Origin of the sequence: Paraburkholderia phenazinium (assembly GCF_900141745.1) — a bacterium.
Classification (GTDB): domain Bacteria; phylum Pseudomonadota; class Gammaproteobacteria; order Burkholderiales; family Burkholderiaceae; genus Paraburkholderia; species Paraburkholderia phenazinium_B.
Map to the genome: position 1 here is coordinate 147,313 of NZ_FSRM01000001.1, position 24,016 is coordinate 171,328.

19 protein-coding genes are annotated in these 24,016 nt (G+C 62.7%); 1 reads left to right on the forward strand and 18 read right to left on the reverse strand.

Annotated elements, in window-relative coordinates; translation table 11 throughout:
* Positions 1 to 23 precede the first annotated feature (23 nt).
* Both argJ and secA read right to left on the reverse strand, forming a co-directional pair.
* Positions 24 to 1,265: a bifunctional glutamate N-acetyltransferase/amino-acid acetyltransferase ArgJ gene (argJ, locus tag BUS06_RS00730; protein WP_074262548.1), complete on the reverse strand. Its 1,242-nt coding sequence runs from the start codon at positions 1,263 to 1,265 to the stop codon at positions 24 to 26.
* 153 nt (positions 1,266 to 1,418) lie between these two features.
* Positions 1,419 to 4,220 (reverse strand): preprotein translocase subunit SecA, encoded by a 2,802-nt coding sequence (secA, locus tag BUS06_RS00735; protein WP_074262549.1) that lies wholly within the window; start codon positions 4,218 to 4,220, stop codon positions 1,419 to 1,421.
* 279 nt (positions 4,221 to 4,499) lie between these two features.
* Between secA and BUS06_RS00740 the strand changes: the two genes are divergently transcribed.
* Entirely contained in the window at positions 4,500 to 4,997 is a 498-nt protein-coding gene (locus BUS06_RS00740) for a DciA family protein (protein WP_074262550.1), read from the forward strand.
* 85 nt (positions 4,998 to 5,082) lie between these two features.
* Here the strand turns inward: BUS06_RS00740 and lpxC are convergent, their stop codons facing one another.
* The 16 genes from lpxC to rsmH form a co-directional block, all read right to left on the reverse strand.
* Entirely contained in the window at positions 5,083 to 6,000 is a 918-nt protein-coding gene (gene lpxC, locus BUS06_RS00745) for a UDP-3-O-acyl-N-acetylglucosamine deacetylase (protein WP_074265844.1), read from the reverse strand.
* A gap of 266 nt (positions 6,001 to 6,266) precedes the next feature.
* Positions 6,267 to 6,770: a peroxiredoxin gene (locus tag BUS06_RS00750; protein WP_074262551.1), complete on the reverse strand. Its 504-nt coding sequence runs from the start codon at positions 6,768 to 6,770 to the stop codon at positions 6,267 to 6,269.
* 272 nt (positions 6,771 to 7,042) lie between these two features.
* Entirely contained in the window at positions 7,043 to 8,239 is a 1,197-nt protein-coding gene (ftsZ, locus tag BUS06_RS00755; RefSeq protein ID WP_074262552.1) for a cell division protein FtsZ, read from the reverse strand.
* A gap of 129 nt (positions 8,240 to 8,368) precedes the next feature.
* Entirely contained in the window at positions 8,369 to 9,601 is a 1,233-nt protein-coding gene (ftsA, locus tag BUS06_RS00760; protein WP_074262553.1) for a cell division protein FtsA, read from the reverse strand.
* Positions 9,602 to 9,628: 27 nt separating this feature from the next.
* A complete protein-coding gene (locus BUS06_RS00765) occupies positions 9,629 to 10,381 on the reverse strand; it encodes a cell division protein FtsQ/DivIB (RefSeq protein ID WP_074262554.1) in 753 nt (250 codons plus the stop codon).
* A 10-nt stretch (positions 10,382 to 10,391) separates the two neighbouring features.
* The gene (locus BUS06_RS00770; RefSeq protein WP_074262555.1) at positions 10,392 to 11,333 is read right to left on the reverse strand and encodes a D-alanine--D-alanine ligase; all 942 of its coding nucleotides are present in this window, start codon (positions 11,331 to 11,333) and stop codon (positions 10,392 to 10,394) included.
* Entirely contained in the window at positions 11,330 to 12,736 is a 1,407-nt protein-coding gene (gene murC / locus BUS06_RS00775; RefSeq protein WP_074262556.1) for a UDP-N-acetylmuramate--L-alanine ligase, read from the reverse strand. Before murC ends, BUS06_RS00770 begins: the two co-directional genes overlap by 4 nt.
* Positions 12,733 to 13,872, reverse strand: coding sequence for an undecaprenyldiphospho-muramoylpentapeptide beta-N-acetylglucosaminyltransferase (murG, locus tag BUS06_RS00780; RefSeq protein ID WP_074262557.1), 1,140 nt, complete (start codon positions 13,870 to 13,872; stop codon positions 12,733 to 12,735). The genes murC and murG overlap by 4 nt, the downstream gene beginning before the upstream one ends.
* Positions 13,869 to 15,131: a putative lipid II flippase FtsW gene (gene ftsW, locus BUS06_RS00785; RefSeq protein ID WP_074262558.1), complete on the reverse strand. Its 1,263-nt coding sequence runs from the start codon at positions 15,129 to 15,131 to the stop codon at positions 13,869 to 13,871. The genes murG and ftsW overlap by 4 nt, the downstream gene beginning before the upstream one ends.
* Positions 15,128 to 16,642 (reverse strand): UDP-N-acetylmuramoyl-L-alanine--D-glutamate ligase, encoded by a 1,515-nt coding sequence (gene murD, locus BUS06_RS00790; RefSeq protein ID WP_074262559.1) that lies wholly within the window; start codon positions 16,640 to 16,642, stop codon positions 15,128 to 15,130. The genes ftsW and murD overlap by 4 nt, the downstream gene beginning before the upstream one ends.
* 27 nt (positions 16,643 to 16,669) lie before the next feature.
* The gene (gene mraY / locus BUS06_RS00795; RefSeq protein ID WP_074262560.1) at positions 16,670 to 17,839 is read right to left on the reverse strand and encodes a phospho-N-acetylmuramoyl-pentapeptide-transferase; all 1,170 of its coding nucleotides are present in this window, start codon (positions 17,837 to 17,839) and stop codon (positions 16,670 to 16,672) included.
* 17 nt (positions 17,840 to 17,856) lie between these two features.
* Positions 17,857 to 19,284, reverse strand: coding sequence for a UDP-N-acetylmuramoyl-tripeptide--D-alanyl-D-alanine ligase (locus tag BUS06_RS00800; RefSeq protein ID WP_074262561.1), 1,428 nt, complete (start codon positions 19,282 to 19,284; stop codon positions 17,857 to 17,859).
* Positions 19,281 to 20,840: a UDP-N-acetylmuramoyl-L-alanyl-D-glutamate--2,6-diaminopimelate ligase gene (locus tag BUS06_RS00805; protein WP_074262562.1), complete on the reverse strand. Its 1,560-nt coding sequence runs from the start codon at positions 20,838 to 20,840 to the stop codon at positions 19,281 to 19,283. The genes BUS06_RS00800 and BUS06_RS00805 overlap by 4 nt, the downstream gene beginning before the upstream one ends.
* Complete coding sequence (locus BUS06_RS00810) at positions 20,837 to 22,705, reverse strand: peptidoglycan D,D-transpeptidase FtsI family protein (protein WP_074262563.1); 1,869 nt, start codon at positions 22,703 to 22,705, stop codon at positions 20,837 to 20,839. The genes BUS06_RS00805 and BUS06_RS00810 overlap by 4 nt, the downstream gene beginning before the upstream one ends.
* Positions 22,702 to 23,064, reverse strand: coding sequence for a cell division protein FtsL (gene ftsL, locus BUS06_RS00815; RefSeq protein WP_074262564.1), 363 nt, complete (start codon positions 23,062 to 23,064; stop codon positions 22,702 to 22,704). The genes BUS06_RS00810 and ftsL overlap by 4 nt, the downstream gene beginning before the upstream one ends.
* Complete coding sequence (rsmH, locus tag BUS06_RS00820) at positions 23,061 to 24,014, reverse strand: 16S rRNA (cytosine(1402)-N(4))-methyltransferase RsmH (protein WP_074262565.1); 954 nt, start codon at positions 24,012 to 24,014, stop codon at positions 23,061 to 23,063. Before rsmH ends, ftsL begins: the two co-directional genes overlap by 4 nt.
* Positions 24,015 to 24,016: the final 2 nt, after the last annotated feature.

Consider the following 24,016-nt stretch of genomic DNA (forward strand, 5'->3'; position numbering starts at 1 on the left):
ATTTAGGCTGATCGGATACTGGCTTACGAGCGATAGTCGGCGTTGATGCTCACGTATTCATGCGACAGATCGCACGTCCAGATCGTGGCATGCGCGTCGCCGCGACCGAGTACCACGCGAATCAGGATCTCGGCCTTCTTCATCACGCGCTGCCCGTCTTCCTCACGGTACTCCGGATTGCGCCCGCCTGCCTTGGCGACCAGCACGTCGTCCAGATACAGGTCGATCTTGCCGACATCGAGATCTGTCACGCCCGCATAACCAATTGCCGCGAGGATCCGTCCAAGGTTCGGGTCCGAGGCGTAGAACGCCGTCTTGACCAGCGGCGAATGACCGATCGCATACGCGATCTGGCGGCATTCGGCCACGTTCGCACCGCCTTCGACCTGCACCGTCATGAACTTGGTGGCACCTTCGCCGTCACGCACAATCAGTTGAGCCAGTGTCTGCGCGACCTCGGTCACCGCATCGCGCAGTGTCGCGTAAGCGGGCGAATCGGTGCTCGTGACCGCCGGCAGGCTCGACTTGCCCGAGGCGATCAGGATGAACGAGTCGTTGGTCGACGTATCGCCGTCGATCGTGATGCAATTGAACGAGCGATCCGCGACATGCTTGACCAGCGCATCGAGCACCGGCTGCGAAACCGCTGCGTCGAACGCGAGGAAGCCCAGCATGGTCGCCATATTCGGCTTGATCATGCCGGCGCCCTTGCTGATACCGGTCATCGTCACCGTGTGGCCGTCGATCGTCACCTGGCGCGAGGCTGCTTTCGCCAGCGTGTCGGTGGTCATGATGGACTGCGCCGCCTCGTACCAGTGCGCGGCCCGGCGATTCTCCAGCGCAGCGGGCAGGCCAGCCTTCAGGCGGTCCACCGGCAACGGTTCGAGAATCACGCCGGTCGAGAACGGCAGCACCTGCTCGGGGGCGACGCCGGTCAGACGCGCCAGTTCGACGCAAGTCTCGCGAGCATGCGCGAGGCCCGGCTCGCCAGTGCCTGCATTCGCGTTACCGGTATTGATTACCAGCGCCCGAATCGCCTTGCCGCCCGCGCGAACGTGGTCCAGATGCTCGCGGCACACCGTGACAGGCGCCGCGCAAAACCGGTTCGACGTGAACACGCCGCCAACCGTCGCGCCTTCTTCAACGGAAATGACCAGCACGTCCTTGCGGTTCGGCTTACGAATGTTCGCTTCAGCCCAGCCTAGCGTGACGCCGGCGACGGGATGGAGTTGAGCGGGATCGATCGAGGGGAAATTGACAGCCATGGTCGCGACCTGTCTAAGTTGAAAATGCCGGCATAGAGCCGGCATCGGAAATCACAATGGGGTGGAACGACGTGCGACGCACCACCGCGGAGTCACCAGCAAAACGCTGGGTAAAACGATGCGGCGCGCTCGAGGCGCGCCGCTGGGTCAATCTCAAGCAATCTTGCCGTGGCACTGCTTGTACTTCTTGCCGCTGCCGCAGGGGCAAGGGTCGTTACGGCCCACCTTCGGCACGTTGTCTGCAAACGGCTCGGCCGTTGCACGCGCTCCGCTGTGGCTCATCGCGTCGCCGATCATGGCGGCGGTCGCCACTTCAGCCGCTACAGGCGCAGCGGCTTCCACAACTTCGGCATGTCGGAACTCGACATTCTCGAGGTGGCTACCCTGCTCTTCGAAATCCTCGGCAGCCTGTTCCAGTTGTTCCCGCGATTCGATCTGCACGTTCATCACCGTGCGCGTGACGCTGAGCTTCACATCGTCCAGCATCGCAGCAAACAATTCGAACGCTTCGCGCTTGTATTCCTGCTTCGGATTCTTCTGCGCATAACCGCGCAGATGGATACCCTGACGCAGGTGGTCGAGCGCGGCGAGGTGTTCGCGCCAGTTCCGATCCAGCGTTTGCAGCAAGATGGAGCGTTCGAAGTTGCTGAAGGACTCGCGGCCAACCAGCGTCACCTTCGATTCGTACGCTTCGTCCGCCGCGGCGATCACGGCTTCGAGAATCTCGTCCACATTGATCGAAGACGATTCGTTGATCATTTCCTGAATGGCGAGATCGAGCTGCCACTCTTTGCGCAGCACTTCTTCGAGCTCGGGCACGTCCCACTGTTCTTCGATACTGCCGGCCGGCACGAACTGATGGACGATGTCGGTGATCACGCCATGGCGCATGGCGCCGATGGTTTCCGTGATGTCATTCGCCTCGAGCAACTCATTGCGCTGCTGGTAGATCACCTTGCGCTGATCGTTCGATACATCGTCGTATTCGAGCAACTGCTTACGAATATCGAAGTTGCGTGCCTCGACCTTGCGCTGCGCCGATTCGATCGAGCGCGTGACGATGCCCGCTTCGATCGCCTCGCCTTCCGGCATCTTCAGGCGATCCATGATGGCGCGCACGCGGTCGCCGGCGAAAATACGCAGCAGCGGATCTTCCAGCGACAGATAGAAGCGCGACGAACCCGGGTCACCCTGACGGCCGGCACGGCCGCGCAACTGGTTGTCGATCCGGCGCGATTCGTGACGTTCGGTGCCGATGATGTGCAGACCGCCCGCGGCCTTCACCTGATCGTGCAGTGCCTGCCACTCGTCGTGCAGCTTCTGGATGCGGCGTTCCTTCTCGTCCGACGGGATAGCCGGGTCGGCTTCGATAAATGCAGCCTGCTTCTCGGCGTTGCCGCCCAGCACGATGTCGGTACCGCGACCGGCCATGTTGGTGGCGATGGTCACGCGCTTCGGACGGCCCGCTTCCGCGACGATCTCGGCTTCCCGCGCGTGCTGCTTGGCGTTCAGCACTTCGTGCGGCAAACCGGTCTGCTTGAGCAGATGCGACAGCAGTTCGGAGTTTTCGATCGACGTGGTGCCGACCAGCACCGGCTGGCCGCGCTCGTAGCAATCGCGGATGTCGCGAATCACCGCGTCGTAGCGCTCCTTGGCCGTCTTGTAGATCTGATCCTGCTTGTCGACCCGCCGGGACGGACGGTTCGTCGGGATCACGACCGTTTCCAGCCCGTAGATCTCGTTGAATTCGTACGCTTCCGTGTCCGCCGTGCCGGTCATGCCCGACAACTTCGCGTACATCCGGAAGTAGTTCTGGAACGTGATCGATGCGAGCGTCTGGTTTTCGCTCTGGATCTTGACGTGTTCCTTCGCCTCGACGGCCTGGTGCAGGCCATCCGACCAGCGGCGACCCGACATCAGACGGCCGGTGAACTCGTCGACGATCACGACTTCGCCGTTCTGCACCACGTAATGCTGATCTTTGTAGAACAGCGTGTGCGCACGCAAGGCGGCGTACACGTGGTGCATCAGCGTGATGTTCTGGGGCGCGTAGAGGCTTTCGCCTTCGCCGATCAGGCCCCACTCGGAGAGCAGGCGCTCGGCCTTTTCGTGGCCCGATTCCGTCAGGAACACCTGACGGCCTTTCTCGTCCAGCGTGTAGTCGCCCGGCTTTTCGACGCCCGTACCATCCGCCTTTTCCTCGCCGATCTGACGCTCGAGCAGCGGCGGCAGCGCATTCATGCGCACATACAGCTCGGTGTGGTCTTCAGCCTGACCGGAGATGATCAGCGGCGTACGCGCTTCGTCGATCAGGATCGAGTCCACTTCGTCGACGACCGCAAAATTCAACGACCGCTGCACCCGCGCATCGGTCTCGTAGACCATGTTGTCGCGCAGGTAGTCGAAGCCGAATTCGTTGTTCGTGCCGTAGGTGATATCCGCGCCGTAGGCCTGCTGCTTCATGCCATGGTCCATCTGCGACAGGTTGATGCCGACTGACAGACCGAGGAAGTTATACAGGCGCGCCATCCATTCGGCGTCGCGTTGCGCGAGGTAATCGTTCACCGTCACGACGTGGACGCCGCGCCCGGTCAGCGCATTCAGGTAGACCGGCAGCGTAGCGACGAGCGTTTTGCCTTCGCCGGTGCGCATTTCGCCGATCTTGCCGTAATGCAACACCATTCCGCCGATCAGCTGGACGTCGAAGTGGCGCATTTTCAGGACGCGCTTGCTCGCCTCCCGGCACACCGCGAAGGCCTCCGGCAGCAGTTTGTCGAGCGACTCGCCGCTGGCGATGCGCTGGCGGAATTCACCCGTTTTGGCGCGCAGTTCGTCATCCGTCAATTGCTCGATCTGCGGTTCGAGCGCATTGATCGCCGCGACGGTCTTTTGATATTGCTTGACTAGCCGCTGGTTGCGGCTGCCAAAAATCTTTTGTAGAAAACCGGTGGTCATCGGATCGGTGTCTGCGTCGCGGCTTCGGCTGGTTCACGGCATGCGGTTTGATCGCATGCCGGTCCGGGGTCGGAAGTGCCTCGGCGGCTTAGTCCAAGAGTGAATTCGAATCGGGCATTTTAGCACGCGCCCCAGAGCGCGCCTGTGTCACAGGCGCGACGTAGGGATAGCGTGTAGAGCTCCGGCCAGAGCCTCAATGAGCCCGGCCCGGGGCACATCCCGCGCGGTACAATCCCGGCGTGAGCGCACATTGTGTGCGACCACGCCCTACTATCCTACATGAGCCGCTCCCCGTCGTTTTCAAGGCCGCCGCCCAGGCAGTTCAACACGCGCCGCCCGCAACCGGTCTCCGAAGTGCTCAAGCGCACGGATGCGTTTGCCGCCCTGCGCGCCGGTGTGGAGCAGATCGCCTCGCTCGAGAAGGATCTACGCGAATTGTTGCCGGATTATTTGGGTTCGAGCGTTGAACCGGGTTTTATCAAGGATGGCGTACTGGCACTTTTTGCCGCGCATAACGCGCTAGCGGCGCGTTTGCGGCATCTTGAGCCACGGCTATTGTCCGATCTGCAGCAGCGCGGCTGGTCGGTCAATTCCCTGAGAATCCGCGTGCGTCCGCAGGCGGTAAAAGAGCCGCCGCCCGTCAAACAGGCGCGCATGACCCCGGCAGGCGCCGATGCCTTGCATGCGCTGAGCGAGTCGCTCGCGCCATCGCCGTTGCAGGCCGCGCTCGCGAGGATGGCGGCCCGGCATCTACGGAATCGCGAGAGCAAAAAATAAGCGGCCCAAGGGGCCGCTTATTTTTTCTACCTGAGAGCCAAACCCGACCGCACTGCATCACGCAGCGGGTCGCTGGCGGAAGGAATCAGGCAAATGCCGTCTGCGTATCGAACGCAAAGCCACGCGGGGCCTTTTGCGTATCTTCAAACGTGACGATTTCGTATGCGTCTTCGTGCTTCAGCAGTTCGCGCAGCAGCGCGTTGTTCAGGCCGTGGCCCGACTTGTACGCCGTGTACGAGGCGAGCAACGGATGGCCGACCACATACAGGTCGCCAATCGCGTCGAGCATCTTGTGCTTCACGAACTCGTCGTCGTAGCGCAAGCCGTCGTTGTTGAGGATGCGGTATTCGTCCAGTGCGATGGCGTTGTCCATGCTGGCGCCGCGGGCAAGGCCCAGTTCGCGCAGCATTTCCACTTCATGCGCATAACCGAAGGTACGGGCCCGTGCGATGTCACGCACGTACGACGTATGCGCAAAGTCCACTTCCAGCGCCTGGCCGGTCTTGTCGACCGCCGGGTGACGAAAATCGATGGTGAATTTGAGCTTGAAGCCGAAAAACGGGTCCAGACGGGCAAACTTGTCGCCGTCAATGATTTCGACCGGCTTCGTGACCTTGATGAATTTCTTCGCGGCATTCTGCTCCTCGACACCCACCGACTGAATCAGAAACACGAACGTGGCGGCGCTGCCGTCCATGATCGGAATTTCTTCGGCGGTAACGTCAACGTACAGATTGTCGATACCGAGGCCCGCGCAGGCCGACATCAAATGTTCGATGGTCGAGACGCGCACGCCGTCCTTCTGGAGCACAGACGCCAGACGTGTGTCGCCGATCGACGTCGTGGCCGCCGGAATCTCAACGGGAGTCGGCAAGTCCACACGCGTGAACACGATGCCGGTGTCAGGAGCGGCCGGGCGGAGCGTCAATTCGACCTTACGGCCGGAGTGAACGCCGATGCCGACAGTCTTGACAATCGATTTGATAGTGCGCTGCTTCAACATGGTGATCTTCTGTTCGATTGAAAATCCCAATCGGGACTTTTTATTCCATAGCGCGAAGTATACTCCATTACCCTGGGAAACGTGATTTCCGAGGAGGTATCAATCTGTTTCTCTACATTACCCAGAGGGTAAAGCGTGACGGGCCGATGTCCCGGAACGGAGGCGTTTCCGGTCATCAGCCCGCGTTACGGCTTGTCACATGAATGCCTTCTGGCCGTTGCCCCGGCACAACGTAACGCCGGGAAAAGGCCGTTTGGCACCCTGTACTAGCTCAACGTGGCGAGGATACTGCCCGCATCGCTGACTTCGAACTTGCCGGGTGCCTCGACGTTCAGCGTCTTGACCACGCCGTCGTCGACCACCATCGCGTAGCGCTGGGAACGAATCCCCATGCCGCGCGCCGACAGGTCCTGCTCCAGACCGAGCGCCCGCGTGAAAGCCGCACTACCGTCCGCCATCATGCGCACCTTGCCCGAGGTGTGCTGATCGCGTCCCCACGCGCCCATGACGAACGCGTCGTTGACGGACACGCACCAGATTTCATCGATGCCGGCAGCGCGCAACTGCTCGGCATGCTCGACATAACCCGGTACATGCTTGGCCGAACAGGTCGGCGTGAACGCGCCCGGCAATCCAAAGATCACCACGCACTTACCCGCCGTCTGCTCGCGCACGTCGAAGCTGTTCGGTCCGATCGTGCAGCCCGCACGCTCCTCTTCGATTAACTCAAAGACGGTTGCGCCGGGTAGCTTTTCACCCACCTTAATCATGGCTCAGTCCTTCACGTCAATGCGGAGCATGCCCGCACGTCGTCGTGCCGCAGTGAATCGTGCAGTCGCGCACCTGCCCCAACTTTTGCGCTACCTGCCGGCCGCATCTGCCAGCGACAGCCGCCCCATCCGCTTCGCGAATCCGAAGGGGGCACCTGTCCTTGCCGCGTTTCCGGAGAAACCGCGGCCTGCTTTGCCGTCCACTCGCCACGCTCGTGCATTCCCTGCTCGCACGCAATTCACGTGCCGCAGCGAAAGCCTGCTCGTATGCGTCAGTCCGCCTGCTTGCGCAGGAATGCCGGGATATCGTACGTATCGACGCCTTTTTCCTGCAGCGCCTGCACGTGCGATGCCGCCGTGTCACGCGAAGTGCGCCACACTGCCGGCGTATCCAGCGCGCCGTAGTCTGCCGTGCTTGCGTAATGTTGCGGAGCGTGCCCGTGCTGCATTGCACCAACCGGCTGGTTGTCCGTACCGGTACGCAGCAGCGTCATCGGAGCCGATTGCTGCTTCTTCGCAGCACGGCCCAGACCCGTTGCCACCACCGTCACGCGCAGCGCGTCGCCCATTGCATCATCGTATACCGCGCCGAAAATCACCGTTGCGTCTTCCGCCGCGTAGCTCTTGATGGTGTTCATCACTTCGCGGGTTTCCGACAGACGCAGCGAACGGCTCGACGTGATGTTGACCAGCACGCCACGTGCGCCCGACAGGTCCACGCCTTCCAGCAGCGGGCTGGCAACAGCCTGCTCGGCAGCCAGACGCGCGCGATCGACGCCGGCAACCGTCGCCGTGCCCATCATCGCCTTGCCCTGCTCGCCCATTACCGTCTTCACGTCTTCGAAGTCGACGTTCACCAGACCGTCGACGTTGATGATTTCAGCGATACCGGCAACTGCGTTGTTCAGAACGTCGTCCGCGCACTGGAAGCACTTGTCCATCTCGGCGTCATCGCCCATCACCTCGAACAGCTTGTCGTTCAGAACGACGATCAGCGAGTCGACGTGATCCTCCAGTTGCTGCGATCCAGCTTCTGCTACACGCATGCGCTTGCCGCCTTCGAATTCGAACGGCTTGCTGACCACGCCAACAGTCAAAATACCCATTTCCTTGGCGATCTGCGCCACGACCGGAGCTGCCCCCGTGCCCGTGCCGCCACCCATGCCTGCGGTGATGAACACCATGTGTGCGCCGCGCAATGCGTCTGCGATACGCTCACGTGCTTCTTCTGCTGCGGCGCGGCCCATTTCCGGCTTGGCGCCAGCGCCAAGACCGGTGTTGCCGAGCTGGATCACCGACGACGCGCGCGAACGCGACAGAGCCTGCGCGTCCGTGTTCATCACGATGAAGTCGACGCCTTGCACGCCTTTGTTGATCATGTGCTGAACGGCATTGCCGCCAGCGCCACCGACTCCGATCACCTTGATGATGGTGCCGTTGGTTTCGGTTTCCAGCATCTGGAATTCCATGTTGCCTCCGTCAAGATAAAAAATTGCAGCCACTCGGCCGTTATTCGGCAGGAGATCGGGCAACCTCCTGTCGCGCGCCGGCCGCCGGCACCAGCGCGTATTGCGAAATCTGTGCGTACTGCGAATGCTTTAAAAATTACCCAGGAACCAGTCCTTCATGCGCGTGAACACCTGGCCCATCGAGCCGGATTGCACCGCCACCTTGCGGCCGCGCATCCGTTGGGAACGTCCTTCCACCAGCAGGCCCATCGCAGTCGAGTAGCGCGGGTTGCGCACTACATCCGCGAGACCGCCTGCGTATTCGGGCACGCCGATGCGCACCGGCTTCAGGAAGATGTCCTCACCCAGTTCGACCATGCCAATCATCATCGACGCGCCGCCGGTCAGCACCACGCCGGAGCTCAGCAGTTCCTCGTAACCCGACTCGCGCACCACCTGCTGCACGAGTGAAAACAGTTCTTCGACACGCGGCTCGATCACCGCCGCCAGCGCCTGGCGCGACAGCGTGCGCGGACCGCGCTCGCCCAGACCCGGCACTTCGATCATCTCGTCCGGATCGGCCAAAGCCTGCTTGGCGATGCCGTAATCCACCTTGATGTCTTCCGCATCCGGCGTCGGCGTGCGCAGCGCCATCGCGATATCGCTCGTGATCTGGTCACCGGCGATTGGAATCACCGCGGTGTGGCGGATCGCGCCTTCGCTGAAAATCGCGATGTCCGTCGTGCCGCCGCCGATATCCACCAGCACCACGCCCAGTTCCTTCTCGTCTTCGGTCAGCACTGCCAGCGACGACGCCAGCGGCTGCAAGATCAGATCGTTCACTTCGAGGCCACAACGGCGCACGCACTTGACGATGTTCTGCGCCGCGCTCACCGCGCCCGTCACGATATGCACTTTCACTTCGAGGCGAATGCCGCTCATCCCAATCGGTTCGCGCACATCTTCCTGACCGTCGATGATGAATTCCTGGGTCAGGATGTGCAGCACCTGCTGATCGGTCGGGATGTTGATCGCCTTGGCTGTCTCGATCACGCGGGCCACATCGGCCTGCGTCACTTCTTTTTCCTTGATCGCCACCATGCCGCTCGAATTGAAGCTGCGGATATGGCTGCCGGCGATCCCCGTGAATACATTGGTGATCTTGCAGTCGGCCATCAGCTCCGCTTCTTCGAGCGCACGCTGAATAGACTGCACGGTGGCCTCGATGTTCACCACCACACCCTTTTTGAGCCCCTTCGATTCGCTCTGGCCGAGGCCGATCACCTCGTAGTGACCTTCGCCTTTCAGCTCGGCGACGATGGCCACGACCTTCGACGTCCCGATGTCGAGGGCGACCAGCAGATCTTTATAGTCTTTACTCATAGCGTGCTCATTGCGTGTGATGTCCTGTTACTTCTTGCCCTTGTCGGGTTCGGTGATAAAGCGCATACCTGCTGCGCGAATCGCGAAACCGTTCGGATAGCGCAAGTCCGCATACTCGATATCCTTCCCCCAACGTTGCGTCACTGCTGCCCACGCCGCTGTCAGGCGCTTGCTGCGATCGAGCAGCGTCTGCTGATTGCGCTCGCGCCCCAACTCGATCTGCGTACCGTTCGACAACTTGACCGTCCACGCGTAACGCGGTGACAGCGTGACCTCTTCCGGTGTCGCACCCAGCGGGGCAAACCACTTCTTGAAGTCGCGATATCGCGCGACCACTTCTTGCGCCGTGCCATCGGGACCGTCGAAGGCCGGCAAATCCTCTTCGAGCTCGCCCTGGTTCGCGGTGAACAGTTCGCCGTCCACGCTCACCAGCTGATCGCTGCCCCACGTTGCTAGCGGTTTGTACTCTTCCAGAGTGACAGCCAGTGCGTTCGGCCAGACGCGCCGCACACTCGCATGACGCACCCACGGCATCTGCTCGAAAGCCTGGCGCGCCGCGTCCAGATCGACCGTGAAAAAATTGCCCTTTAAGCGGCCCACTACGCCCGCACGCACCGTCGGCGAATTGATGTGCTCGGTGTCGCCGTCGATCTGGATTTCGCGCAGCGCAAAGCTCGGCCGCTGCACCAGCCACACTCCGCCGGCCGCCAGCAGCACGAGCACCAGCAACGCGTGTAACGCGTTGGCGGCGAAATTGAGCTGGCGAACGTTGTTCCACATAGCGTCGGCGTCAGTCCTTCAGCGTGAGCGCCAACACGCTCACGACCAGATCTTTGTAGCTGATGCCAACCGCACGCGCCGCTTTCGGCGGCAGCGAGTGATCGGTCATGCCTGGGGCGGTGTTCACTTCCAGGAAATACGGATTGCCCTGTGCGTCCAGCATGAAATCGGCGCGGCCCCAATCGGTGCAGCCGAGCACGTCGAATGCGCGGCGCGCCAGCGCTTTCAGGCGTGCTTCCTCGGCCGGCGCCACGCCGCACGGAATCAGATACTGCGTGTCATTGGCGACGTACTTCGCGTGATAGTCGTAGAACTCGCCCGCCGGCACGATGCGGATTACCGGCAGATCGAGATCGCCCGCGATACACGCCGTGTATTCGCCGCCGCCTTCGATGCTCTTTTCCACCACCACGATCTTGTCGAACTTCGCAGCTTCTTCGAGCGCGGCCGGCAATGCGTCTGCGCTCTTGACCTTGATCACCGCGACGCTCGAGCCTTCACTCGCCGGCTTCACGAAGAGCGGCAAGCCAAGCTTCGCGACGATGTCCGTTGCACGCGCTGCGTAGTCGTCGCCGCGCAGCACCGCTTCGAACGGCGGCGTCGGCACGCCCAGTTGCTGCCACACGAGCTTGGTGCGGAACTTGTCCAGACCGAGCGCCGAGCCCAACACGCCGCTGCCCGTATAGCGAATGCCGTAGAAGTCCAGCGCGCCCTGAATCTGGCCGTTCTCGCCGTAGCCACCGTGCAGCGCGTTGAACGCGCGCACAAAACCTTCGTCTTTCAACGCCGCTAGCGGACGCTCGGCGGGATCGAACGGATGAGCGTCGATACCGGCCTCACGCAGCCCCTGCACCACGAGGCGGCCCGAGTTGAGCGACACTTCGCGCTCGGCGGATTCACCGCCGAGCAGGACTGCCACCTTGCCGAACTGTTTAGGATCGAAACTGCTCATTTCACACCTTCGTTTTGCGCGAGACGACCCGGCACACCACCAATCGAACCCGCACCCATCGTGATCACCACATCGCCGTCGCGCACGAGCGTCGTGAGCGCGTCCGGCACTTCTTCCACTGTTTCGACAAACACCGGCTCGGTCTTGCCCGCCACGCGAATTGCGCGAGCAAGCGCGCGGCCATCTGCGGCGACGATCGGCGCTTCGCCTGCCGAATAGACTTCGGTCAACACCAACGCATCGACGGTGGACAGCACCTTCACAAAATCTTCGAAGCAATCGCGCGTACGCGTGAAGCGGTGCGGCTGGAACGCGAGCACCAGACGACGACCGGGGAACGCACCACGTGCCGCGGCGATCGTCGCGGCCATTTCGACCGGGTGATGGCCGTAATCGTCGACCAGCGTGTAGGTGCCGCCGGGTTGATCAGCCGTCGTAACCGGCACTTCGCCGTAGCGCTGGAAGCGTCGGCCTACGCCGTTAAAATCTGCGAGTGCTCGCTGGATATCGGCATCTTTCACTTCAAGTTCAGTCGCAATTGCAATTGCGGCCAATGCGTTCTGCACATTGTGCGTACCGGGCAGGTTCAGCACGATGTCGATCGGCGCCGCATCTTCACGCAGCGCCGTGAAATGCATGCGGCCATCGTGAGCCTCGACATTCACCGCGCGCACCTGTGCCTCGGCCGCGAGACCATAGCGGATGATCGGCTTCGACACGAACGGCAGGATCTCCTTCACGTTCGGATCGTCGACGCACAGCACCGCGATGCCATAGAACGGCAGCCGATGCGTGAACTCGATAAACGCCTGCTTGAGCCGCGCAAAGTCGTGGCCGTAGGTGTCCATGTGATCGGCGTCGATGTTCGTGATGACTTCGATCACGGGGAACAGATTCAGGAACGACGCATCCGATTCGTCCGCTTCGGCCACGATGAAGTCGCCGGTGCCAAGGCGCGCATTCGCGCCAGCACTGATCAGCCGGCCGCCGATCACGAAGGTCGGATCGAGCCCGCCTGCGGCGAGCACGCTCGCCACCAGCGAAGTGGTAGTCGTCTTGCCGTGCGTGCCGGCGATGGCAATACCCTGCTTCAGGCGCATCAGCTCCGCGAGCATCACTGCGCGCGGCACGATCGGAATATGCCGATGACGCGCGGCGAGCACCTCCGGGTTGTCGCTGCGCACCGCAGTCGAAACGACCACGGCATTGGCGCCTTCGATGTTCCCGGCGTCGTGACCAATCGCAATACGCGCGCCGAGCGCGGCGAGCCGGTCGGTCACCGCGTTCTTCGCGAGGTCCGAGCCGCTTACCTGGTAGCCGAGATTCACCAGCACCTCGGCGATGCCGCTCATCCCTGCACCGCCGATGCCGACGAAGTGAATATGTTTGACGATGTGTTTCATTGTTGCCTTCCTTCTGTGCTCGGGCTCTGGCTCGGGACTACGCCTGCCACGGTGGCGCAAATCTGCGCGACCTGTTCGGTGGCATCGGGTTTCGCGAGCGAGCGCGAACGCTCTGCCATCTGCGCGAGCGTCTCGCGAGTCTGGCTACGCAACCAGGCGACGAGACCCTCCGCCGTCAGATCGCGTTGCTGCACTACCAGCGCCGCGCCGTGATCGGCGAGGAACGCTGCATTGGTTGTCTGGTGATCGTCGACTGCGAACGGGAACGGCACGAAGAACGCCGCCACGCCCACTGCCGCAATCTCGGCCACGGTCATCGCACCCGAGCGGCAGATCACCAGATCCGCTCTCGCGTAGGCGCTCGTCATGTCGTCGATGAACGGCACGAGTTGCACGTCCGCCTCTTCACCTTCCAGGGATAGCAAACCGGCTTGCGCGTAATTCGCTTTCAGCGCGTCGATATGCTTCGCGCCAGCCTGATGCACCACGCGCGGACGCTCCTCTGGCTTGAGCATCGCCAGCGCACGCGGCACGACTTCATTAAGCGCCGCCGCCCCAAGACTGCCGCCGACAACCAGCAGATTCAGCGGACCGCTGCGTTGTGCGTAGCGTGCTTTGGGTGTCAATGTGCGCGCAAGTTCCTCACGAATCGGATTACCGGTCCATTCAGCGTGCGGAAGCGCGTTCGGGAACGCCACGAGCACGCGTTTCGCGACCTTTGCCAGCACCTTGTTCGCGAGACCGGCGATCGAATTCTGTTCGTGCAGTACAAGCGGACGGCCGCTCAGCGCCGTCATCAAACCGGCCGGGAACGTGATGTAACCGCCCATGCCGAGCACGACGTCCGGCTTCACGCGACGCAGCACACTCAGGCTTTGGGCGCAGGCGCGAAGCAGATTGACCGGCAGCATCAGCTTGGTAATCAGGCCCTTGCCACGTAGACCGCCAAAGCGCACATATTCCATCGGGATGCCATGCTTGGGCACGAGCGTCGCTTCCATGCCGGCAGGGTTGCCGAGCCATACGACTTTCCAGCCCCACGCCTGCATCAGGTGAGCAACCGCGAGCCCCGGGAACACGTGTCCCCCGGTGCCGCCGGCCATCACCATCAGCGTGCGCTGTTGCATGGAGGTCATACTTTCCCTCCGCGCATCAGCACCCGGTTTTCGTAATCCACGCGCATCAGCAGACCAATCGCAATACAGTTCAGCAAGATGCCCGAGCCGCCGTAACTGACGAGCGGCAACGTGAGACCCTTGGTCGGCAGAAGCCCCAGGTTCACACCCATATTGATGAAGGTCTGCGCACCGAACCACAGGCCGATGCCTTTCGCGACCAGCCCCGCAAACGTGCGATCGAGCGCGAGCGCCTGACGGCCGATCTCGAACGAGCGGCGCACGATCCAGTAGAACATCAGGATCACCACCAGCACGCCCACGAAGCCGAGTTCCTCGCCGATCACCGCGAGGATGAAGTCGGTATGCGCTTCCGGCAGGTAATTGAGCTTCTCGACGCTGCCGCCGAGGCCCACGCCGAACCACTCGCCGCGTCCGAAGGCGATCAGCGAGTGCGTCAATTGATATGCCTTGCCCTGTGCGTAACGGTCGTCCCATGGATCGAGATACGCGAAAATCCGCTCGCGGCGCCATGGCGATGCCCACACCAACAAACTAAATGTCCCCACCGCAGTGGCAACCAGCCCACCGAACAGCTTGCCGTTCACGCCACCCAGGAACAGCACGCCCATCGCGATCGCCGCGATCACCATGAACGCGCCCATGTCAGGCTCGAGCAGCAGCAGTGCGCCCACCACGCCTACGGCAAATGCCATCGGCAGGAAGCCCTTGGCGAAGCTGTGCATGTATTCCTGCTTGCGCACCGTGTAGTTCGCCGCGTAGATCGTCACGGCAAGCTTCATGATTTCCGATGGCTGCATGTTCGTGATGCCGAGCGGAATCCAGCGGCGCGCGCCGTTCACGCCCTTGCCGACGTGAGGAATCAGCACGATGACGAGACTGGCCAGCGCGAGCAGGAAGATCTTCGGCGCGTACTTGTCCCACGTCGAAACCGGAACCCGGAAAGCGACCACACCGATCACCGAGCCCAGCACCACGAAGACAATCTGGCGCACAAGGAACGCCCAGTCGCGATACGACGCGTATTTGGGCGAGTCGGGCATCGCAATCGAAGCCGAGTACACCATCACGATGCCCAGGCCGAGCAGCGCGATCACCACCCACAGCAGCGAGTGATCGTAATCGAGCATGCGCGAGCGCAGCGGACGCACACCGTTGACAGCGCTCGCGAGGCCGCTCGCCGTGCGTGCTGCGCTGGCATCGCCAACTGAGCCGCGCTGCTTGGAAAGGCGCGAACCGAAGCGTTCCGACCAGCTCATATCATCGTCCCCCGTTCGGCAGCGATGTCTTCAACCGTGCTGCGGAACACAGCGGCACGATGCGCGTAATCCTTGAACATGTCGAAGCTTGCACAGGCCGGCGACAGCAGCACGGCGTCTCCCGGTTGCGCGAGCGCTGCCGCGGCGCGGGTGGCATCTTCGAGCGTGGGCTGATCGGTCAGCGCAATGCCGGTATCGGCCAACGCGGCGCGAATCAGCGGTGCATCACGGCCAATCAGCATCACTGCGCGGCACCAGCGCATCACCGGCGCGGCGAGCGGCTCGAATTCCTGGCCCTTGCCGTCGCCGCCGGCGATCAGCACGGCGCGCTGTGCGAGGCCATCGAGCGCGGCAACCGTTGCGCCGACATTGGTGCCCTTGCTGTCGTCCACGTAGTCGATACCCTCGATCGACGCGATCAGTTCCACCCGATGCGGCTCGCCGCGATATTCGCGCAAACCGTGCAGCAACGGTGCGCCCGGCAGATCGATGGCGCGTGCGAGCGCGAATGCGGCGAGTGCATTGGCGGCGTTGTGCAGACCGCGGATGCGCAACGCGTCAGCCGGCATCAGACGCTTGAGGGCGATGCTCGGCGGCGCGGCAGTTTCGTTCTTGCGGCGACGGGTCGGCGCAGGTTCGTCGGTGGCGTCGCGGTCGAGCGCTTCGACGAGCCAGACGATACCGTTGTCGCGCAGCAGACCGTAGTCGCCAGGACGCGTCGGCTCAGTCACGCCAAAGGTGACCGCGGGTGCCGCGCCGTCAGCCGCGGGCGCAAGCGCCATCACACGAGCGTCGTCGCGGTTCAGCACGCGCACGGTCTGCGGCCCGAAGATCTTGCCCTTCGCCGCAGCATAGGCATCGAGGCCACCATGCCAGTCGAGGTGGTCCTGCGTGATGTTGAGAATGACCGCCGTATCCGGCGCGAACGTGTGCGCCGTCTCCAGCTGGAAGCTCGACAGTTCGAGCACCCAGATGTCGGGTAGCGCGGTGTTGTCGATTGCTTCGGTGAGCTTGTCGAGCACCGCTGGGCTGATGTTGCCCGCCACCGCGACTTTCTTGCCGGCGCGTTCGCACAACAGGCCAGTCAGACTCGTTGTCGTGGTCTTGCCGTTGGTGCCGGTGATTGCGATCACCTTCGGCGCGTAACCGCTCTCGCCAAGCGTCTTCAGCGCCTGTGCGAAAAATTCGAGTTCGCCCCAGACCGGGATGTCTTTTTCACGCGCTTCGGTAATCAGCGGCAGCAAATCTGCGGCGAGCGGCGAGAGACCTGGGCTGATCGCCACCAGGTCGACGCCTTCGAGCAACACCGGCGAAAACGGTCCACCGACAAAGTCGGCGTCGACGCCATGCGCTTCCAGGGCAGACAGATTCGGCGGTACTTCACGCGTGTCGGCCACGCGCAACCGACACCCGTGCCGCGCGCACCAGCGCGCCATGGCGAGACCCGATTCGCCGAGTCCCAGCACGAGCACCATCGGCTTTTGCCGATCCCGAAACTTCTCGCCAAACATCGCTTTCCCTTTTACTTCGACAACGGCTTAACGCAACTTGAGCGTGGACAGACCGAACAGACACAGCATCAACGTGATGATCCAGAAACGCACGACAACTTGCGTCTCTTTCCAGCCGGACAATTCAAAATGGTGATGCAGCGGCGCCATCTTGAAGAGACGCCGGCCTTCGCCATAGCGGCGCTTGGTGAACTTGAACCAGGTGACCTGCAGCATCACGGAAAGCGTTTCCGCCACGAAAATGCCGCCCATAATGAAGAGCACGATTTCCTGGCGGACGATCACCGCAACCGTGCCGAGTGCCCCGCCCAACGCCAGCGCGCCGACGTCGCCCATGAACATCTGCGCGGGGTGCGTGTTGAACCAGAGGAACGCGAGGCCAGCCCCACCCATCGCGGAACAGAAAATCAGCAACTCACCGGCGCCGGCGATATGCGGAAACAGCAGGTATTTCGAATAGATCGAGCTGCCCATCACGTATGCGAACACACCGAGCGACGCGCCCACGAGCACCACGGGCATGATCACCAGACCATCGAGGCCGTCGGTCAGATTCACCGCGTTGCTTGCGCCGACGATCACCAGATACGTCAGAACGATAAAGCCCCACACGCCGAGCGGATAGCTGATCGACTTGAAGAACGGCAGCATCAGGTCGGCGTGCGGCGGCAGGCCAATTGAAAAGCCGCTACGCACCCACGCCATGAAGAGATCGTAGACGCGCACGTTGCTCGCCTCGGACACGCTGAAGGCGAGATATACGGCGGCGAACAGACCGATCACCGATTGCCAGAAATACTTCTCGCGCGAGGACATGCCGCGCGGGTCCTTGTAGACCACCTTGCGGTAATCGTCGACCCAGCCGATCACACCGAAGCCGAACGTCACCAGGATCACGATCCAGATAAAGCGGTTGGTCAGATCGGCCCACAGCAGCGTCGAAACCGCGATGCCGAGCAGAATCAAGACGCCGCCCATGGTCGGCGTGCCGGATTTGATGAGGTGAGTCTGCGGACCGTCCTTGCGAACGGCCTGCCCCACCTTCATGGCGGTCAGCTTGCGGATCACCGCCGGGCCGCAGACGAGTCCGATCAGCAGCGCGGTGATAGTCGCCGCCACCGCACGGAAAGTCAGATAACTGATCACGCGCAAGAAGCTTGCGTCATTCTGCAGCCATTGCGCCAGCGCCAGTAACATGCTTCGGTCCTTCTATTTCAGTGTGCATCGGGCGCTGCGCCCGGTGCGATGGGTTGTGGACTCGTTACGGCGTCCACCACGCGCTCCATTTTCATGAAGCGCGAGCCTTTCACGAGAAGCGTTGCCGAGGCGTCGAACCCAGCCTGCAGCAGTTGTGCAACCAGCGTGGCGACATCGTCGACGTGATGCGCATCCGCGCCGTAGGCAGAGCAGGCATCGCGCGAGGCGTCACCGAATGCGTACAGCGCGTCGATGCCGCGCTCTTTGGCGTAGGCACCGATTTCGCGATGAAACGCGGGGCCGTGGTCGCCGACTTCACCCATGTCGCCCATCACCAGCACGCGCGGCGAGGGACGCGAGGCGAGCACGTCGATTGCGGCGCGCATCGAATCGGGGTTGGCGTTGTAGGTGTCGTCGATCACCGTTGCGCCGGCGAGCGCTCCAAGCGCCGCACGCTTGACCTGCAGACGACCCTTCACCGCGCCGAACGATTCGAGCCCGCGCTTGATGGCATCGAGCGAGACGCCCGAGGCGAGCGCGGCCGAGGCAGCGGCCAGTGCGTTGTGCCCGTTGTGATCGCCAAGCACTTGCAACGTGACGTCGAGGTGGCCTTCCGGTGTTTCGATGCTCAGCTGGTTACCGGCGAAGCTGCCTTTCACGGCGGCTTCGGTTGTGCGACCGTCGTTATTGAGCGCGAAGTCGATGATGCGGTTGCCGGTAGCGGCGACGCGCCAGATGCCTGCGTAGGCATCGTCCGCCGGAAACACCGCGATGCCATCCGGGGTCAACGAATGGATCACGCTCGCATGTTCGAGCGCGACCGCTTCGACGGTCGCCATGAACTCCTGGTGCTCGCGTTGCGCGTTGTTCACAACCGCAACCGTCGGCTCCGCGATCTTGCCGAGCAAGGCGGTTTCGCCCGGGTGATTCATCCCGAGTTCGACGACCGCCAGTCGATGCGCCGAGGTGAGACGAAACAACGTCAGCGGCAAACCGATGTCGTTGTTGAAGTTGCCTGCCGTAGCAAGACGGAATTCGCTACCGACCGCCGCCGCGAAAATCGACGCGATCATTTCCTTGACCGTCGTCTTGCCATTGCTGCCCGTCACAGCCACGAGCGGCATCGTGAAACGACGACGCCAGCCGTGGGCGAGCGCGCCGAGCGCAGTGCGGGTATCGGCCACCTTCAGGGACGGGACTTGCCAATCCGCAGGGGTGCGCGTCAGCAGCGCCGCCGAGACATTGCGAGCCGCCACATCGGGCAGGAAGTCGTGCGCGTCGAAACGGTCGCCCTTGAGCGCGACGAACAGATCGCCAGGACCCGCGGTGCGGCTATCCGTCGACACGTGCTCGAACGTGACGCCGTCGTCACCCACGACGGTTGCCGACGGAATCAGTGCTGCTGCTTCGCGCAGGGAGAACATCGCGCCACCTCGCCGGGTCATTCGCCACCTCCACGAGCTTGCGTCGCGCGGGCGGCCAGCGCCAGCCGGGCATGGTCCTGATCGGAGAAAGCGCGTTTCTTGCCCATGATTTCCTGTGTTGCTTCGTGACCTTTACCGGCCAGCACGATCACGTCTTCACGCGCCGCGCCGCGGATAGCCTGCAGGATGGCGCTCGCGCGATCTTCGATACGGCGCGCCTTCGACGGGTCTTTCATACCCGCGCCAATCTGGTCGAGAATCTTTTGCGGGTCTTCGCTGCGCGGGTTGTCGCTCGTCATGACCACGCCGTCCGCCAGCCGCTCCGCGATCGCGCCCATCAAAGGACGCTTGGTCGCGTCGCGATCACCGCCGCAACCGAACATGCAGATCAGTTCGCCGCCGCGCGCTTCCGCCATCGGGCGTAGCGCTTCGAGCGTTTTTTCCAGTGCGTCCGGGGTGTGGGCGTAGTCGATTACGACGAGTGGTTCGTCGTTCTGCAGGCGGCCGCCGAGACGTTGCATGCGGCCATTCACCGGCTCCAGCTTCGCCAGTTCGGCAAGCGCGACGTCGAACGGCACGTCAGCCGCGAGCAACGCACCGAGCACGCCCAGCAGATTGCTGACGTTGAAGGCGCCGAGCGTCTGGACTTCGACTTCTGCGTCACCCCAATCCGAGGTGGTCAGATAAAACGCGGTGCCGGTCGCGGTGGCGCGCACGTCGGCCGCATGCAGCCATGCGTCGGCCTGCGGCGCTGCGGCGTCCGGTGCCTCACTGCGCGTGCCGAGACCGTAAGCGATGGTTCGTGCGTGGCCTTGCGTGCTGGCGAGCAGGCGCCGTCCGGCTTCGTCGTCGTGATTGATCACGGCACAGCGCAGCCCCGGCCACGCAAACAGACGCGCCTTGGCGGCTTCGTAGGCAGCGAAGGTGCCGTGATAATCGAGGTGATCCTGCGTGAGATTGGTGAACACGGCAATCTCGAACGCGGTGCCGTTCACCCGTCCCTGATGCAAGGCGTGTGACGACACTTCCATCGCGACCGCCTGCGCGCCCGCATCGCGCAACTGAGCAAGGTTGCGTTGCAATTGCGGCGCGTCCGGCGTCGTAAAGCCTGTATGGACAAGGTGGCCGGGCATACCGCTACCGAGCGTGCCGATGATGGCACAAGGCGTGCCGAGCGCGCTCAGCGCCGCCGCGATCCACTGGCTGCACGAGGTCTTGCCGTTGGTGCCCGTGACGCCGACCACGCGCATCGCATCGCTCGGGTCGCCGTACCAGCCGCTCGCAATCGATCCCGCCAGCTCGCTCAGCGCGGGTACCGCGCGCGCCAAGGCCGGATCCGGCGAACCCGTGAAGTTCTCCGGTTGAAACAGCACGGCCGCCGCGCCGCGCTCAATCGCGCTTTCAATGAATGGGCGATTGTCAGCGCCGTCGACGGCATAGGCGAGGAATACATCGCCCGCGGCAAGCGAGCGCGTATCTGCGTGCACATGGGCACCTGGCTGCACGCGAGCGTGCAGCCAGGTGAGGGCGTCGGCGATCTGCCGGTGCGCTGGATGCTTCGAACGTAGCGCACTCATCGGACTACTCCCGGATGGCTTTTCGCATTGGCCGCGATGGTCATTTTCTTGGCGCCACCACTGGTGGACAGCTTTTTCGCCGCCGGAGGCGGCAGCGTCGGCGCGGCGGGGGCGACCGGCGCCGAGTCGTCCGATACCACCATCTGCTTGACCGGCATGTCCGGCGGAATATTGAGCGAGCGCAGGGTGTCGCCGGCGATCGCCGAGAACACCGGGCCCGACACCTGGCCACCGAAGTGGCTGCCGGCGGTCGGTTCATCCACCGAGACAGCGACCACGATGCGCGGATTCGGCATCGGCGCCATGCCGACGAACGAGGCGCGGTACTTCGATTTGTCGTAGCCGTGTGCGCCGTGCTTGTACGCCGTGCCGCTCTTGCCGCCTACGCGATAGCCCGGCACGGCCGCATCCGGCGAGGTGCCGCCCGGCGCAACCACGGTTTCGAGCATCGCACGCACTTCACGCGCGGTGACCGGCGAGAAAATCTGCGGACCGTTGACCGGCTGATCGCCCGGGTTACGGAAAATCGTCACCGGCAGAATTTCGCCGTCGTGAGCAATCGCGGTGTAGGCGCGCGCCAGCTGGAACAACGAAGCCGACAGGCCGTAGCCATACGACATCGTCGCCTGTTCGATACGACGCCAGCTCTTCCACGGACGCAGATGGCCCGCGGTCGCGCCGGGGAAACCGATCTTCGGCGCCTGGCCAAGACCGATGCTCGTATACATATTCCACATCTCTTCGGGCTTGAGCGTCATGGCGATCTTCGTCGCGCCGATGTTGCTCGATTTCTGAATCACGCCGCCGACCGTCAGCACGCCGAACGCGCTGTCGTCGGTGATCGTCGCGCCATCGAGATTGAAGTGGCCCGGCCCCGTGTCTACCAGTGTAGTCGGCGCCACGCGATGCAGATCGAGCGCGAGCGAGATCGTGAACGGCTTCATGATCGAGCCCGGTTCGAACTCGTCCGTCAGCACGCGATTGCGCAGCTGATCGCCGGTCAGGTGAGTGCGGTCGTTCGGGTTGAAGGTCGGATAATTGACGAGCGCCAGCACTTCGCCGGTGCGCACGTCGATTACCATCGCCGCGCCGGCCTTGGCCTTGAATTTGTCGACCGCGGCCTTCAGGTTCGTATAGGCGATGTACTGGATCTTGCTGTCGATCGCCAGATCCACGTCCTGGCCGTTGTGCGGCACCACCTGTTCGTCGACGTCTTCAATGACGTGCCCCATCCGGTCCTTGATGACGCGGCGGATGCCCGGCATGCCTTCGAGCAGCTTCTGGTCGCCGAGCTCGACGCCCTCCTGGCCTTCGTCCTCGACATTGGTGAAGCCGATCAGATGGGCGGCAATCTCGCCTTCCGGATAGAAACGCTTGTATTCGTCGCGCTGATAAACACCGGGAATGTCGAGCGCGGTCACCTGCTCGGCGATGTCGACCGGCACCTGACGTTTCACGTAGACGAAGTTCTTGTCCTCGGACAGCTTGGCGCGCAGTTCGGTATTCGACATCCCCAGCAGCTTGCCGAGCGCAGTCAGCTTGTCGGCGCCGAGATCGTCGGGAACGGCTTCGGGAATAGCCCAGATGGCGCGCACCGGCAAGCTCGTGGCGAGCACAAGGCCGTTGCGGTCGAGAATCTTGCCGCGCGTAGCAGGCAGCTCGAGCGTGCGCTGATAGCGGCTTTCGCCCTGCTTCTGATAAAACGCGTTGCCCGGACCCTGAATCCAGAACGCGCGGCCAGCCAGCGCGACGAACGCCATGAACAGCATGAACACGACGAGCTTCGAGCGCCACATCGGCAAACGCACGGACAGGATCGGGTTCGACGCGAACGCGACACTCTTGCGGGTTGAACTCTTTTTCATCGCGCGTTCCCCTGACGGGTGACGTGCGGGGCAGAGGCCGTGGCCGGCGCGGGCGCCGACGTCGGTACCGGCGCATCTTCAGCCATGGCGGCGCCCGGGGAGAGCGTCAGATATTGAGTGCGGCCGGTGGTAACGGCCGCCATCTTCAGCGAATCCGTCGCAATCTGCTCGATGCGCGAGGTTTTCGACAGTGCGCTCTGCTGGTATTGAAGCTGCGAATAATCCTGCTGCAACTGACGCTCCTGCGACTCCGCGCGCTGCAACTGGATAAAGATCTGACGCTGCTGATTCGTCGCGTTAACTACAGATAATGCACAGCCCATTACAACAATCAGCAGAAAGATATTGAGGCGGCTCATGGCGCGATACGCTCCGCCACACGCATCACGGCAGAACGGGCGCGCGGATTCGCGGCGACTTCAGCGTCACTCGCGAATACGCGGCCGATGATTTTGAGCGGCGGGCTGGGCAGGTCGACGGCACGGATCGGCAGACGGCGATCCACCGCCGGAGCACTGGCGTGCGCCTGCATGAACCGTTTGACGATCCGGTCTTCGAGCGAATGAAAGCTGATCACCACCAGCCGCCCCCCTTGCTCCAGCAGCGCTAGCGCCGCTTCTAAAACGACTTGCAGCTCCGCAAGCTCTTGATTGATGTGAATCCGTATAGCCTGAAAGGTGCGGGTTGCCGGATCCTTGCCCTTCTCACGGGTTTTGACGACGTTAGCCACGATTTGGGCAAGCTCGCCCGTGCTGACGAGAGGCCCAAGACGGTCGGACTCTGCCCGGCGAGCAACAAGCGCCTTTGCAATCTGAAAAGCAAACCGTTCTTCCCCATAATCTCGTATTACCTCCGTCAATTCCTGCACCGTGGCCCGCGCCAGCCAGTCAGCAGCAGATTCGCCGCGCGTCGGGTCCATCCGCATGTCGAGTGGGCCGTCGGCGCGGAAACTGAAACCCCGCTCCGGATCGTCGACTTGCGGCGACGACACGCCCAGATCCAGCAACACCCCCGACACCCGCCCTACCCCACGCTCCGCAACCGCGTCGCGCAGTGAAGCAAAACTCTCGTGCACGATCTCGAAACGCGGATCGGCGATTTGCTGAGCCGTGGCGATGGCTAGCGGATCCTTGTCGAATGCGATCAACCGCCCCGACTCACCCAGCTTGCCCAACACCGCGCGGCTATGTCCGCCGCGACCGAACGTGCCGTCTACATAGACGCCGTCCGGGCGCTTGATCAACGCTTCGACCGCTTCTTCCAGCAGCACCGTGCGATGCTGCAACTCGTTTCCCATCGCAGGTGCCATAT

Excerpts from the sequence above, each read along its gene's own strand:
- ftsW (WP_074262558.1), bottom strand. The coding sequence starts at position 15,131 with ATGAGCTGGTCGGAACGCTTCGGTTCGCGCCTTTCCAAGCAGCGCGGC.
- BUS06_RS00750 (WP_074262551.1), bottom strand. The coding sequence starts at position 6,770 with ATGATTAAGGTGGGTGAAAAGCTACCCGGCGCAACCGTCTTTGAGTTA.
- ftsA (WP_074262553.1), bottom strand. The coding sequence starts at position 9,601 with ATGAGTAAAGACTATAAAGATCTGCTGGTCGCCCTCGACATCGGGACG.
- murG (WP_074262557.1), bottom strand. The coding sequence starts at position 13,872 with ATGACCTCCATGCAACAGCGCACGCTGATGGTGATGGCCGGCGGCACC.
- ftsL (WP_074262564.1), bottom strand. The coding sequence starts at position 23,064 with ATGAGCCGCCTCAATATCTTTCTGCTGATTGTTGTAATGGGCTGTGCA.
- argJ (WP_074262548.1), bottom strand. The coding sequence starts at position 1,265 with ATGGCTGTCAATTTCCCCTCGATCGATCCCGCTCAACTCCATCCCGTC.
- secA (WP_074262549.1), bottom strand. The coding sequence starts at position 4,220 with ATGACCACCGGTTTTCTACAAAAGATTTTTGGCAGCCGCAACCAGCGG.
- rsmH (WP_074262565.1), bottom strand. The coding sequence starts at position 24,014 with ATGGCACCTGCGATGGGAAACGAGTTGCAGCATCGCACGGTGCTGCTG.
- BUS06_RS00810 (WP_074262563.1), bottom strand. The coding sequence starts at position 22,705 with ATGAAAAAGAGTTCAACCCGCAAGAGTGTCGCGTTCGCGTCGAACCCG.
- BUS06_RS00770 (WP_074262555.1), bottom strand. The coding sequence starts at position 11,333 with ATGAGCAGTTTCGATCCTAAACAGTTCGGCAAGGTGGCAGTCCTGCTC.
- ftsZ (WP_074262552.1), bottom strand. The coding sequence starts at position 8,239 with ATGGAATTCCAGATGCTGGAAACCGAAACCAACGGCACCATCATCAAG.
- BUS06_RS00805 (WP_074262562.1), bottom strand. The coding sequence starts at position 20,840 with ATGAGTGCGCTACGTTCGAAGCATCCAGCGCACCGGCAGATCGCCGAC.
- BUS06_RS00800 (WP_074262561.1), bottom strand. The coding sequence starts at position 19,284 with ATGACCCGGCGAGGTGGCGCGATGTTCTCCCTGCGCGAAGCAGCAGCA.
- murC (WP_074262556.1), bottom strand. The coding sequence starts at position 12,736 with ATGAAACACATCGTCAAACATATTCACTTCGTCGGCATCGGCGGTGCA.
- BUS06_RS00740 (WP_074262550.1), top strand. The coding sequence starts at position 4,500 with ATGAGCCGCTCCCCGTCGTTTTCAAGGCCGCCGCCCAGGCAGTTCAAC.
- mraY (WP_074262560.1), bottom strand. The coding sequence starts at position 17,839 with ATGTTACTGGCGCTGGCGCAATGGCTGCAGAATGACGCAAGCTTCTTG.
- BUS06_RS00765 (WP_074262554.1), bottom strand. The coding sequence starts at position 10,381 with ATGTGGAACAACGTTCGCCAGCTCAATTTCGCCGCCAACGCGTTACAC.
- murD (WP_074262559.1), bottom strand. The coding sequence starts at position 16,642 with ATGTTTGGCGAGAAGTTTCGGGATCGGCAAAAGCCGATGGTGCTCGTG.
- lpxC (WP_074265844.1), bottom strand. The coding sequence starts at position 6,000 with ATGTTGAAGCAGCGCACTATCAAATCGATTGTCAAGACTGTCGGCATC.